Source organism: Dyadobacter pollutisoli, from assembly GCF_026625565.1.
Lineage (GTDB): Bacteria > Bacteroidota > Bacteroidia > Cytophagales > Spirosomataceae > Dyadobacter > Dyadobacter pollutisoli.
This window is the reverse complement of sequence record NZ_CP112998.1, coordinates 3626453-3639912: the sequence shown is the minus strand read 5'-3', so window position 1 is coordinate 3639912 and position 13460 is coordinate 3626453. Positions and strand designations below refer to the sequence as shown.

General features: G+C 46.9%; 10 protein-coding genes, 3 tRNA genes and 1 pseudogene. 9 read left to right on the top strand and 5 right to left on the bottom strand.

Annotation, left to right across the window (positions count from 1 at the left end; genetic code table 11):
- Positions 1 to 106: 106 nt before the first annotated feature.
- The 4 genes from ON006_RS14820 to ON006_RS14805 are packed head-to-tail and all read right to left on the bottom strand — an operon-like array spanning position 107 to position 3258.
- On the bottom strand, positions 107 to 529 hold the full coding sequence (locus ON006_RS14820; RefSeq protein ID WP_244823150.1) for an STAS domain-containing protein: 423 nt from the start codon (positions 527 to 529) through the stop codon (positions 107 to 109).
- Positions 530 to 587: 58 nt separating this feature from the next.
- Positions 588 to 1520 carry a phosphoribosylaminoimidazolesuccinocarboxamide synthase gene (locus ON006_RS14815; protein ID WP_244823151.1) on the bottom strand — a complete coding sequence of 311 codons (933 nt, stop codon included), beginning with the start codon at positions 1518 to 1520 and terminating at the stop codon, positions 588 to 590.
- 16 nt (positions 1521 to 1536) lie between these two features.
- The gene (locus ON006_RS14810) at positions 1537 to 2256 is read right to left on the bottom strand and encodes a hypothetical protein (protein ID WP_244823152.1); all 720 of its coding nucleotides are present in this window, start codon (positions 2254 to 2256) and stop codon (positions 1537 to 1539) included.
- Positions 2257 to 2295: 39 nt separating this feature from the next.
- Positions 2296 to 3258 (bottom strand): vWA domain-containing protein, encoded by a 963-nt coding sequence (locus ON006_RS14805; protein WP_244823153.1) that lies wholly within the window; start codon positions 3256 to 3258, stop codon positions 2296 to 2298.
- 129 nt (positions 3259 to 3387) lie between these two features.
- Here ON006_RS14805 and ON006_RS14800 point away from each other — a divergent pair.
- From ON006_RS14800 to ON006_RS14790, 3 genes are all read left to right on the top strand, one after another.
- A tRNA-Ser gene (locus ON006_RS14800) sits at positions 3388 to 3474 on the top strand.
- Between the two features lie 63 nt (positions 3475 to 3537).
- Positions 3538 to 3611, top strand: a tRNA-Pro gene (locus ON006_RS14795).
- Positions 3612 to 3759: 148 nt separating this feature from the next.
- Positions 3760 to 3833: transfer RNA gene (locus ON006_RS14790), tRNA-Arg, on the top strand.
- A gap of 110 nt (positions 3834 to 3943) precedes the next feature.
- On the opposite strand, the gene ON006_RS14785 is transcribed toward ON006_RS14790, so the two are convergent.
- Positions 3944 to 4360 carry a hypothetical protein gene (locus ON006_RS14785; protein ID WP_244823154.1) on the bottom strand — a complete coding sequence of 139 codons (417 nt, stop codon included), beginning with the start codon at positions 4358 to 4360 and terminating at the stop codon, positions 3944 to 3946.
- A 528-nt stretch (positions 4361 to 4888) separates the two neighbouring features.
- Here ON006_RS14785 and ON006_RS14780 point away from each other — a divergent pair.
- From ON006_RS14780 to ON006_RS14760, 6 genes and pseudogenes are all read left to right on the top strand, one after another.
- Positions 4889 to 5455 carry an RNA polymerase sigma-70 factor gene (locus tag ON006_RS14780; protein ID WP_244823155.1) on the top strand — a complete coding sequence of 189 codons (567 nt, stop codon included), beginning with the start codon at positions 4889 to 4891 and terminating at the stop codon, positions 5453 to 5455.
- A gap of 107 nt (positions 5456 to 5562) precedes the next feature.
- On the top strand, positions 5563 to 6735 hold the full coding sequence (locus ON006_RS14775; protein WP_244823156.1) for a FecR family protein: 1173 nt from the start codon (positions 5563 to 5565) through the stop codon (positions 6733 to 6735).
- Between the two features lie 143 nt (positions 6736 to 6878).
- Complete coding sequence (locus ON006_RS14770; RefSeq protein ID WP_244823157.1) at positions 6879 to 10409, top strand: TonB-dependent receptor; 3531 nt, start codon at positions 6879 to 6881, stop codon at positions 10407 to 10409.
- Positions 10410 to 10444: 35 nt separating this feature from the next.
- The gene (locus tag ON006_RS14765) at positions 10445 to 12154 is read left to right on the top strand and encodes a RagB/SusD family nutrient uptake outer membrane protein (RefSeq protein WP_244823158.1); all 1710 of its coding nucleotides are present in this window, start codon (positions 10445 to 10447) and stop codon (positions 12152 to 12154) included.
- 139 nt (positions 12155 to 12293) lie between these two features.
- Positions 12294 to 12353, top strand: a pseudogene (locus ON006_RS32345) (hypothetical protein); the annotation flags it as partial.
- A 26-nt stretch (positions 12354 to 12379) separates the two neighbouring features.
- Positions 12380 to 13456: a phosphatidylinositol-specific phospholipase C1-like protein gene (locus ON006_RS14760; protein ID WP_244823159.1), complete on the top strand. Its 1077-nt coding sequence runs from the start codon at positions 12380 to 12382 to the stop codon at positions 13454 to 13456.
- The last annotated feature ends 4 nt before the right edge of the window (positions 13457 to 13460 follow it).

Below are 13460 nucleotides of genomic sequence, written 5' to 3'. Positions count from 1 at the left end.
CTTCTGACTAAAGTAATAAAAATAGCTGAAAGGACTGCAAAAAAAACGTCCCGCTTCTCAGGGCAGGACGTTTTAATATCGTAAAAGTGTAGGTCAGAAGCAGTGATTATGGTTCTTTGGACTCGCTCACGCCTTCGTAATCCTCGTCATCGTAATCGTCGTCCCCAGCCCCAAACTCATTTTCCAGATTGTTCATAAAAACGGCGTCGATCGCCTCTTCTTTGGTCGGCAGTACATTCAGGTCCGGGATTTTCAGCCCTTCCAGATAATCGATGAAATCGTCGTCTTTTGTTACAATTACCAGTAATCCCAGATCATTGGCACATAGCCAATTGACCTTCTTCAAAACCGTTATTCCCGCTGCGTCCACGGATTTAACCGTCTGCATATTAATGATAAGACTGTGATAGTCTTCTCTGAAAAGTGATTTGGCAGTTTCTTCAAATGAAGCCGGAATATCGTCTGCAAATGCGGTTTCTTCTAATTCAATGTAAACGTATTGCTCCTTTTTTTCCAGTTTATAGTTCATTGCGATTTTTGTTTTGTCAAAACAATAGTTTTAATAAATTATGAACAGATCAATTGGGTTATAATGCCCTTGAAATGGCCGCTTCAATCCTTTTCAGCGGGTTATCCAGGTTATTTTTTTGAAATTTATTCCCTGTAACTTTTTCAAATAACTCAATATATCTGTCTGAGATCAACTGTACGCGTTCGTCGGTCATTTCAGGCACTGATTGGCCATCTTTTCCCTGGAAGCCATTCTGGATCAGCCATTCCCGTACAAATTCCTTGCTCAGCTGTTTCTGTGGCAGGTTAGCGTTTTGGTTCTCCGCATACACATCCTGATAAAAATATCTGGAAGAGTCTGGCGTATGGATTTCGTCAATCAGATAAATAATTCCATCCAGCTGCCCGAATTCGTATTTCGTGTCTACCAGGATTAATCCCTGGTCTGCAGCCATTTCCGTGCCACGGGCAAACAGTGCCAGTGTATATCTTTCCAGATGCTCGTATTCATCCTCACTTACCAGTCCCTGCGCAAGGATTTCCTCACGGCTGATGTCCTCATCATGACCTTCGTGCGCTTTCGTTGTAGGAGTGATGATAGGGGTAGGCAGCTTGCCATTTTCTTTCAGCCCATCGGGCAGTGACACGCCGCAAACGGACCTTTTTCCAAGTGAATATTCCCGCCACGCATGCCCTGCAAGGTATCCGCGTACGACCATTTCGACCGGGTAAGCCTGACATTTGATACCGATGCTCACATTAGGGTCAGGTACTTCCTGCAACCAGTTTGGAACAATATCGGAAGTAGCATTCAAAAAATGTGCTGCTATCTGGTTCAGTACCTGTCCTTTATATGGAATGGCTCTTGGCAGGATGACATCAAATGCCGAGATGCGGTCTGTGGCCACCATGACCAGTCGTTTTTCAAAAGAGTAAACGTCCCGGACTTTGCCTTTGTAAAATCCTGTCTGGCCAGGAAATTGAAAATTGGTTTCTGGTATGCTATTCATTGGTTTTTAGGTAAAATTACCATTCTATTTCGCCCTGTTGTGCCGGTTTTTTGTTAAACTGTTTCCTTCGGAGCTGGTAAATATATTGGGATTCGTTTGATTTCATGGCATCCAATATGGCCCTGGCCTGATCTTCCGACATATTCATTGCTTTCAGGCTTTTCAGGAGTTCTTCTTTCTGGATATCTTCTGCCACTTCCCGAGTCTCCGGCTTTTGCTCAGGCGGAGGCGGTTGATTGTTGCCCGAAGTGGCCTGTTGTTTAGCCTTTTGTTTTTCTGCATTGGTCTCCGGAGAAAACTCGACGCCTGAAAATGCCTTTTTCAAAACAATGTAATTCATTCTTGCCTGATTATTGCCTGGTTCCAGTCTGAGTGAGGTTTTCAGGCTTGCCAGCGCACTGGCAGTATCCTTTTGGAGGACTCGTATTAATGCGATCTGGCCGTTTGCGATGGACGCGATTGTGTTGTTATCTATCTGATCTAATAACTGATAATGCTTTAACGCTTTCTCGTAATCGCCTTTCAGGTAAAAAGAATGGGCGAGATTAAGCCTGGCCGCAGGATCCGAAAATATGGAGCCATAGGTGATCTGCTGGTACAAATCGGCCGACCTCGCATATTGTTTGAGATTATAAGCACGTTCAGCTTCCAGCTTGCGTTCATTGGCCTTAGTAATCGAGTCGAATGTCCGGTTATCCCAAAGCCAAAGCAGGACGTAAAGAATAAGTGCGGTCATATCGGTTCACGTTGGAAGCGCAAAAATAAGAATTGATCCTTATAACCGGAACGTTCCTATTGTAATTAAAACATCAAGGAGAATTAAAATGAGGGCAGCACCAAGAAAGTAGTAGTATTTGTTGCTGACTACCGTGATCGTCCGGGAATCCACCAGCGTTCCTTCCGCAATGTTCACGTCGTTGATCAGTTTTGGAATATCGTTTTTGGTATTATTTAACTCATAGTATGTCCCTCTGGCCGCGCTGGCCATGTTCCGCAGAAAAGTTTCGTCCATTTTGCTGATCACCAGCTTATCATTTTTATCCATTAACGGCTTTCCGTTCTGCTGAATGCTGATACCAATTTTCGAGCCCACAGCCACTGCATAAACACCTATTCCGAAGCGGCGCAGGTTATTGTATAGCGCACTGCTGCACGCTGAACTTGTTTCTCCATCCGTAAAAAACACCATCATTTTGGAACGACCCGTAGGATCTGCAACATTCATCAGCTTGTTATAGGCCAGTTCCGCGGCTGAGCAAATGTTGGTGCCGCTGGTCGGCAGCAGATCCGTTTGCAGTGACTGAATGAAGAGTTCAAGCGCCGTCCCGTCGTAAGTAAGCGGAACATGGATATATGCATCATTGGAAAAAATAATAATTCCAATGCGGTTCGCCCTTTCGTTCTGGACAAATCGGTTCAGTTCAAATTTTACTTTTTCCAACCTCGTCGGGGTCACATCGGCAGCGTCCATGGACTTGGAAAGGTCGACGATCAGAAAAATATCTTTGCCTTTGGCCTGAATCTCCCTGTCAGCTTCCCCGAACGACGGGCCGAGCAGACTAATGATCAGCAAAGAGAAAGTAATGCTTCTTAAAAAGAGTTTAATGATGAGTGTCCGGGCAGTGGTTTGTAATTGTCTGGCAACGCGAACTGTTCGGATTATGTAGGCAATGTAGGCAAGAATGAAAAAAAATATAAAAAAATATTCAGTGGTATCAAAGGGGTAATTCCAGTTCATAATGAACGCTTTGGGTAATTTAAACTTTTTCAAAAATAGCTATTTGTAGCTTCTGATAAAGTTTTTTTACTGAAATGTTTGTTTTTCTGAACGGCAACCCTCTATATTTGCAACCCAGAACGGAAAGAAGGAGGGATGGGTGAGTGGCTGAAACCAGTAGTTTGCTAAACTGCCGTACTCGCAAGGGTACCGCGGGTTCGAATCCCGCTTCCTCTACGGCTTTTCTGAAACTTGGAAAAATGGCTCTATAACCGACGAAATCGGGAGCTGATAATACCTCGGGGAGTGGCGCAGCCCGGTAGCGCATCTGGTTTGGGACCAGAGGGTCGCAGGTTCGAATCCTGTCTCCCCGACGAGAGTAATAAGGAATGATAGGTAGCGCATCTGGTTTGGGACGAGAGTGTCGCGGACGGTCGCCCGCTGGCGTTGGAATCCTGTCTCCCGACGAGAAAAAAAGGCAGTAAGCCGTATGCAGATACTGCTCACTGCCTTTTTCATTTTGGTCCGGTAGCTCAGCTGGATAGAGCAGCTGCCTTCTAAGCAGCAGGTCATGTGTTCGAATCACATCCGGATCACGTTAGGCACTCAGCATTTTTGCTGGGTGCTTTTTTATGTAGGAATCTCACTGGTCCGGTAGCTCAATTTTTTGTGGATCAGTCCCAAAAGGGATCAAAAGTCTTTCCAATTACTGATTGACATCCGAAATCGTGTTCCCATACACTATTGCACCGGATTCAAGTACTGCAAATGCCCGATAGAAGCTAACAGGTATCTCGGGATTAGGGACCTGCTTGCTGTTCAGGCCCGCACTGGCAGGATTGTCAAAAAGAATTTTCGTAACGCCGGAATCACCGTACAACGGGTCTATAACGGGAAGTGGCAGATTTAAGGGTTGCATAAGAATCCCGTACTCCTTTATCGGAACCCCGTCGGAATTAGTTAGTTCCAGTTTGAATATGATGGTCCTTGGAGAACTTATCGACTGAAATTCAATTGTTTTCAAAGTAGGCGGTTGAGGAGCGATCTCGTGATCCTGACATGACACAGCGGCAAGAAAAATACTGGACAGAAGCACAAAAAAGGTAAATGTAACATGTTTCATTGTCGGGAATGTTTATAAATGGATAGAGATAGCAAAGCCACATGTTTAATGCGAAGCGTAATGAACCTTCCCGACCAGGTGTATAATATATGGCAATGATTTGCACAATGCCTTTGCAGGTCTACACCGGGTAAATTTCAAATTCCGGTCAGCAATTCACCGGAACCGGCGACGTCGAGCAGATCAATTCAATGAGGGACTGTCTGCAAACAAATATAAATATGATTATTGTAAATAACTGATTGTCTGTTGAATATATATGGAATTTTTGAGAGTCTCCTTGACAAGTTTATGACCTGATCCATATTTGACGACTCCTATGCACTCAGTATTTTGCTGGGTGCTTTTTTTATACTTCAAGGGCATCCAATGAATCAGGGTAGAAGGCCGGATATTTAGTCTCATCCATAATTAGCGACGCGCTTCCGTAATGCGAAATTACCAGGGCAAATCTGGACGGATACTGGTTTTGTAGATTAATTGTTATGTTTGTTGTGAATAAAATTACATTCTAGACTTGTGAATGATATGTCCCTAGCACAACTCACCGATTCTGAACTGCTTGATCTTATGAAGTCAGGGATGGAGAGTGGGTTTACAGCGATATACAACCGTTACTGGAAAACATTACTGGTCATAGCTACGAACAAAACGGGCGATCTGGATGAAGCGGAGGAAATTGTACAGGACATATTTGTTTCGCTCTGGAACCGAAAGCTTGAACTCGAATTAACTTCTTCTCTCAAAAATTACCTGGCTGTTTCTGTTAAATACCGGGTGATCAAATCCCTGGCCAAACGGAACCTGAAAAACAGGTTCGCCGACGACCGCCTGCATCAATACAATCTGATCGACGATTCAACCCAGCAATGGCTGGAATTCGAAGAGTTGCAACAAAGGCTCAGCGACCTGGTGGCTGAGTTGCCCGAAAAATGCAGGTTGGTTTACCAATTGAGCCGAGACGCGGGATATTCGCAGAAGCAGATTGCCGAAGAACTGGGCATTTCTGAAAAAACGGTGGAAGCCCACATGGGCAAGGCACTCAAAACCCTTCGGATAGGTCTGAACCAATTTCTTTTCTCCTTCCTTTTATAGCGCATTCGCTATTGAGTTAAATTTTTTAAAAAAATAATACATTTTTTTTGTCGCGGACTAAGGGACAGGCCTGTTAAAAGGAACTTATAGAAAAAGCCTTTGAACCAATGTCTTTAAAACCACCCGACGCACGATATCTTCACCTGGCCGGAAAATGGCTGTCCGGTACGATCACACCCGACGAACGACAGGAATTTGCCGACTGGTACAATCGGGACCAGAACGACGACGTACATATTCCCGAATCGCTCGCGGTAAGCGAAGCAGCGCATCGTGACCGTCTGCTGGCAAATATCCGCGAGAAAATTGACCGTTCCGAATACCGGAAAAGATTCTGGCTGTTCAGGCCATCCATTGCCGCCGCGCTTGTTCTTCTCTTCCTGGGGGCAGGTGCCTACTTTATGACTACCAACAAAAAGCAGGTACAGGAACCTCCCGTTGCTGCCATTACCCGCGACGTGGCACCCGGAGGTGACAAAGCAACGCTTACTTTGGGCGACGGTTCAGTGCTGAAACTTGACGAACTCGCAGACGGTGCCCTTAAACAAGAACATCATTTTAACATTCGGAAAAAAGACGGCGAGCTGATCTACGAGGTGAAGCAACCCATCGCAACCGATAAACTTACCTACCACACCATTTCAACCCCGAGAGGAGGGCAGTTCAGGGTAGTACTGCCTGATGGAAGTAAGGTATGGCTCAATGCGTCATCATCGCTGAGGTATTCTACTGCTTTCGATGGAAAGGAAAGGCTCGTCAGTCTTTCGGGAGAAGGTTATTTTGAGGTGGCCAAAGTCAAGGCAAATGGCAGGTCGGTACCTTTCCGCATCAATGTCAACGACCGGGAAACGGTGGAAGTATTGGGGACTCATTTTAATATTATGGCCTATCACGAGGAGCAGGTTATCAAGACTACCTTGCTGGAAGGGAGTGTTCGGGTGACCAAAGCCGGGACGAAAAACAGTAGTTTACTAAAACCGGGGCAGCAATGCGTGTACGATCGTGATAAGGGTTTTCTGGTTCGGGACAATATCGATGCGGCCGAGTCTATCTCCTGGAAAAACGGCATTATTTCCTTCGAGGACGCTGACATTGAAACCATTATGCGGCAGATAGGACGGTGGTATGATGTGCGGGTGGAGTATCAGGGCGAAATCCCGCGTCGCTTGTTTACCGGTGGTATCTCCCGGAAATCAAACTTATCGGGCGTATTGAAAGTGCTGGAAATCAACAATATCCATTTTGAAATTAAAAACAAAGTCATTCTGGTAACTCCCTGAACAAAAAAACCGGAAGTGTTACCAGCACTTCCGGTGGCGCCATCCCTGAAGATGGCAGTTCAGGATCAAATGCGGTGCCGCCGAGACGGCAAAAAAATCTTTCCACAGATTGTTTTTTCATTTAACCCAAACGAAGTAAAGGTATGAATTTTTGTACTTACGGCACTTTTGTTGCCCAAAAAACAGGCCGGCTTTCCGGAAATGGTTCCGCGAAATACCCGACGCTGATCTGGCTGGACCCGATCATTAAAAAACGAATCGTTATGCGGATCAAAATTACAGCCTTCCTGATCGCTTGCGCATGCATACATGTATTCGCAGAGGGAAATGCGCAGACCATCACTTTATCGAAGAAAAACATATCGCTGCAAAAGGTTTTTAAAGAAATTAAAAACCAGACAGGATACATTTTCTGGTATGAGAACCAGATTCTGGATGCATCCAAAAAGGTTAGTATTTCGGTCCGGAATGCGCCGGTTACTCAAACACTGGACCTACTGCTGCGCAATGAATCCCTGCAATATTCGATCATCGATAAAATGGTTGTGATCAGGAAAAAAGACTTGCAACATCCTCAACAGGGTATGATACCGCTGCTTCGGAAAGATCAGTCTGCGGAGTTCCGGAACAGTATGGCCGGCAAATCCAGCGCAGCAGGACAGGTATCCAAAATTGTCGATTACCGCCTGCCCGACATTCGTATACAAGGCCGGGTTACCGACGAGCGGGGCGACGGATTACCTGGTGTAAGTGTTTTGTTAAAGGACAGTCAGCGTGGCACAACGACGGACGAGAGCGGGAATTTCCACCTGGATGTGCCTGATAGCAAAGCTGTGCTCGTTTTCTCCTTTGTGGGTTATCTTTCTCAGGAGATTCAAATAGGAAACAGGTCGAAACTGGATGTGACATTGAAAGTAGATACCAAAGCGCTCGAAGAGGTTGTAGTGGTAGGCTATGGTACACAAAGAAAGTCTGATATCACGGGTGCAATCGCGTCTGTCAATGAACAATCGCTTCGTGATGTGCCGGTAACCAACTTGTCGGAAGCATTGCAGGGAAGGGCTGCCGGGATCGACATTCAAAAAAACGGAGGCAATAGCAAGCCCGGCTCGCCGCCGGTGATCAGGATCAGGGGTAACCGTTCGCTGGGTGCGGGTAATGACCCGCTGTTCGTAGTCGACGGCCTTCCATTCAATGGCAGTATCAACGATTTGAACCCGGATGACGTGGTATCAGTAGAAATATTAAAGGATGCTTCCTCGACAGCAATCTACGGCTCTCGCGGAGCCAATGGGGTTATACTTGTGACTACCAAGAGAGGGAAGGAAGGTGCATTGCAGGTTTCGTATAGCGGTTATGTGGGTGTTACCAAAAACCTGGGCAAGTTCCATATTATGAACGGTCCGCAGTTTCGCGATCTAAAGAAATGGTCAAGAATAAACGGTACTGCACCTGGGACTTATTCGGGGCTTGATGATCCAAAGTTCATGACCGATGGCACTTTCGATCCGCAGGAGGTGGAATCCATTAATATGAACCGCAGCACTGATTGGCAGGACCTTATTTACAAAACCGGTATTATGACCAACCACCAGGTGAGTGTATCAGGTGGAACGGGGAAAACTCAATACGCATTTTCAGGTGGTTATTTTAAAGAAACCGGCATTTATCCTGGTCAGGGTTTCGACCGTTTTGCTGCTAAATTGAGCGTCGATCAGCAGCTTGCAAAATTTATGAAGGTAGGCCTTAGTTCAATCAACACTTTTACCCGGATCGAAGGCGAAAATGCAAATCCGATGGGCCAGGTACTGCGGGCAAGCCCATTAACGACCCCGTACGATGCCAATGGGAACCTGTGGGGTTTCGTACGCGGCAGTGCTAACCAGGTCTGGAACCCGCTCGCCAATTTCATCGACGGGGCCGTGGTTGAAAACAGGCGCCGACTGGGGACTTTCACAACGCTTTACGCTGATATAACGCTCGCAAAAGGGTTGAGATACCGCTTCAATGCAGGGGCTGAGGTACGCACGGATGTGTACGGGAATTTTTACGGAAGCGCAACCTCCAACAACCTCGGAGGCTTGTCTACCTCCCGCAACAGCACAGGTTTCCGTACGGATTATACCATTGAAAATATGATCATTTACGACAAGACAGTCGCCGGTCGTCATAAATTCAATTTTACTGGATTGTATAGTTTGCAGGAGTCGCAAAACCAGACCAATGAGTTCAATAACAATACGATCCTGGCCGATGTCCTGGAAAATACCAATCCCCAGCTGGGAGCAAACCTGGCGGGAACTGGTAATTATGAGAAATGGGCGATCATTTCTTACATGGGCCGCTTGAACTATGGATTCAATGATAAGTACCTCGTGACGCTGACCATGCGTTCGGACGGTTCCTCCCGGCTTGCGCCCGGTAACAAGTTTCACGTATTTCCATCGGCGGCGGTGGCCTGGAACCTGAGCGAGGAGCCATTCATGAAAACAATGGCTGACATTACAACCCTCAAACTGCGGGCGAGCTACGGTACCGTCGGTAACCAGGGGATCAGTCCTTATTCAACATTGGGAAAGCTGACGCCACTGGTTTATAACTACGGTTCGACGAATGTGACCGGGGCATATCCGACCAACACACCCAACCCGTCGCTTGAATGGGAGTATACCAGCTCATTTAATGTAGGGGTTGATTTTGGATTGCGTGGTAACCGGATCAGCGGTTCGGTTGAATACTATCAGCAGAAAACCAATAACCTGCTATTGCCGCAGAACTTGCCGCCAACATCGGGTATACCCAACTCCATTCTTACCAACGTGGGCAAAACGGAAAACCAGGGTCTGGAAATTCAGTTGAGCCTGGTCAATATACCTGGTAATGGACGGGACAAATTTAGTTGGACTACGGATCTCAACTTTTTCCTGAACCGTGGAAAAATCGTGCAATTGGCCAATAAAGTAACGCGTGACATTACCAACAACTGGTTTGTCGGCGAGCCTGTGGGGACCATTTTTGACTATAAAAAAACCGGGATCTGGCAGAATACTGCTGCGGACACTGCAGCGGCCAAAAAATTGGGCTTGTCGGTCACCGGGACCGGCTCGGTGATTGGTACGATCAAGGTTGACAATACCAATGGCGACGAGGTGATCAATGCCAATGATCGGGTGATCGTAGGCTCCCAGCAGGCCAAATGGCAGGGCGGGTTTACCAACCGGGTTGCTTTCAAAGGATTCGATTTTACGGTGGTAGGTTTTGCAAGGGTAGGAGGGCTGCTGATCAGCCGGATGCACAACAGTGGCTTTGCCAATACTTTTCAGGGTAACTATAACAACCTGGTGGTTGATTACTGGACACCAACCAACGGCCAGAACTATTATCCGAAACCGAACTCGGCGGCTACCAATACACCATTCAATTCCACGATGGGGTATTTCAATGCAAGTTTCCTGAAAATCAGGAGCCTTAGCCTGGGCTATAATTTACCTCAGGGGCTGTTGAAGCGCATCCATTGTAAATCGGTACGGCTCTATGCAACCGCAAATGACGCCTTTATCCTTTTTTCGCCCTATCGCAACAAATACAACGGAATCGACCCAGAGGGTGGCTCGATCAATGTAGATACGCCCGCGACATATTCCATGCTACTTGGTATTAATGTATCCTTTTGAAATACAATATTTTATAAATATTAAGAATACGATCGATGAAAAAAATATTATTCATAGCAATGGTTAGTGCGCTCGCATTTGGCCTGTTACCTTCCTGCGAAGACAGGCTCACAGAAGAACCGAAATCCATTCTGACACCGGCCTTTTTTAGTACAGCACAAGGATTCAAGTCAGGATTGGATGCCGCGTATGCAGGAACCCGTATGTTCTGGGGAAATCAGGATCTGTTTACAATTACAGTGATAGGTACCGACGAGTTTTTTACCGGTCAGGACGGGAACAACAACATTAATAAATACAACAGTAATTATTTGCCCAACAATGGCCAGGTAACCAACACCTGGACTAACTGTTACACTTTCATCAACACCTGCAATGGGCTGGTGGACAATGCTGCGGTGATAACGGGGATCGACGAAACAGAAAAGAAAAAGATGGTAGCCGAAGCAAAATTTTTGCGGGCTAACTACTACTTCATTCTCGTCCAGTTCTGGGGAGATGTGACGCTCAATAAGAATTTTCAGGCATTACCCACTACCTCAGCTACGCGCTCACCAATGTCGGAGATTTATGATTTTATCATTGCCGATCTGGAAGAAGCCGTCGCAACGCTCCCGGCCAGCCCGTTAGTGGGCGGGGTGTTGCCTGGTAAAGCCACCGCCGCAGCTGCGAAGCACCTTCTGGCAAAAGTTTACCTTACACGTGCAGGATCTAAGGCCGCCCAAGCAGATGACTATAAAAATGCGCATACCATTGCCACCGACCTCATCACCAACAGCGCCTCGCTGGGCCTGGGCTTGTTGGCGGATTTCGGTCAGGTGCATGCAGAGGGTAATGAAGGTAGTAAGGAGGTATTATGGACCGTTCAACACACGTCCAATCTGGCTTATAATGGGCCTAATAACAGTGGTGGAGCGGATAATGTGCTGAACCATATGTGGGTCCCACAATATGAGAACCAGCCAGGCATGAAACGTGACGTAAAATACGGAAGGCCGTACATACGCTGCGTACCCACACGCTGGCTGACAGATACTGCCTTTGCGGACCGGACCAATGATACCCGTTATGGTAAAACGTTTCAAACCGTCTGGTACTCCAACAATGCAGCATCTATCCCACGCTGGCCGGCAACGCTTCCGCCGGGGGCCCCTGCCAATGCACAGCCGGGCGGGTTGAAATTCAGCGTCGGTGATACGGCGATCTATATGCCGGGCAAGGACCGCCCCAACGCGACTGTTGCGGCAGCTCCTTACCTGCTCATTCCTCCCAGAAATTATAGTATCAGGTTGTCACCAGCAATGTTCAAATACTTCGATACCAGGCGTGCGGATTTGAATTACCCGTCGATCAGACCTGTGATCGTGTACCGGCTGGCTGAAACCTATCTGATCGCGGCAGAAGCATTGCTTATGGACGGTCAGGCAGCTGCGGCCGTACCCTACCTTGATGCAGTCCGCCAGCGGGCCGCATACCCGAGCGGCAATGCAGAAGCGATGAAAGTTAAAACGTCCGATGTTACGCTCGATTTTATCCTGGATGAGCGCGCCCGTGAGTTATGCGGAGAAAATATGCGCTGGTGGGACCTTGTGCGTACCGGAAAACTGGTAGAGCGGGTAAAAAAGCATAACCTCGAAAGCGCCCCTAACATTCAGTCTCCCAAACATCTCCTGCGCCCGATCCCACAAAACCAGATCGACGCGGTGGTGACCGGTGAACCTTACAAGCAAAATACTGGATGGTGAGATTGCTGAAAATTCTGTTCATTATTTTGGTACAAGTAGTGGCTTTGGGGCAAGACTTACCCGAAGCCACTACTGGTAAATGCTGGTCGGTACAGAGATTTTTACCGTCCACCCCGAAATGTTGAACAAATGACGCGCCACTGATGTGCCAGTATTCCGACTGTCCGATGTACTTTTAATGAAAGCCGAAGCTATTTAGCTGCCGGCAGTTCTCTATTTTTCTCTATGAAAACAATTGTAAGTTTAGTCTTAGCCCTTGCGCTGCCGTTTTTGAAGTCGGAAGACCCCGATAACCTGCCGATCAACAAAATTCAGGTGATTGGTTCGCACAATAGCTACAAAGAAGCGATCGATCCCGCATTGTTTAACGTGTTTCAAAAAAAGGACTCGGTTGCGTCCAGTAAGATCGATTACGAGCATATCGCCATCATTGATCAGCTGAATATGGGCCTCCGCAATCTGGAAATCGATATTTATCCCGATGAGAAAGGCGGAAGATATGCGCATCCAAAAGGACTTGATCTGGCGCCAGGCCAAAAAGTATACGACCCCGAAGGCAAAATGAAACAGCCGGGTTTTAAAATCCTGCACGTGCCCGACCTGGATTTTCGCAGCCATTATTTAACATTGAATGAATGTCTGGAAGATCTGAGAAAATGGTCGGAAGCACATCCGGACCATACCCCGGTTTTTATCACGTTGGAAGCCAAAGGCAATGTTTCCAAGAGCGGGGAAGCGGCTTCAAGCGAGAGTTTTACCGAAAAACATTTTGATGAACTTGATAAAGTACTGACCGAAAAGCTGGGTAAAAACCATATCATCATGCCTGATAATGTGAGGGGCAAATATGAAACATTGGAAAGCGCGGTACTGGCTAACAACTGGCCGCTATTGAAAAATGCAAAAGGTAAATTCCTCTTTTTATTGGATGATAAGGCTGCAAAAAGAGATATGTACGTGGCAGGACATCCGTCACTGAAAGGTCGCGCGATGTTTGTCTGCGCTGATCCCGGAACACCGGAGGCTGCGATGACAATCCGGAACAATCCAAAAGACACTGAGATCAAAGACCTTGTCAAAAAAGGCTACATCATCCGCACCCGCGCCGACTCGGACACCCGCGAGGCCCGGATCAATGATACAAGCAGTTTTGAGGCTGCCTGCAACTCGGGAGCGCAGATCATCACTACGGACTACTACCTCAAAAGCACCCACTTTAAATCCGACTATTCGGTGAGTTTTGACGGGAAAAAGTATTTCAGGGTAAATCCATTGTTTATGGCTGCAGCACCGGGTAAATAGCAAT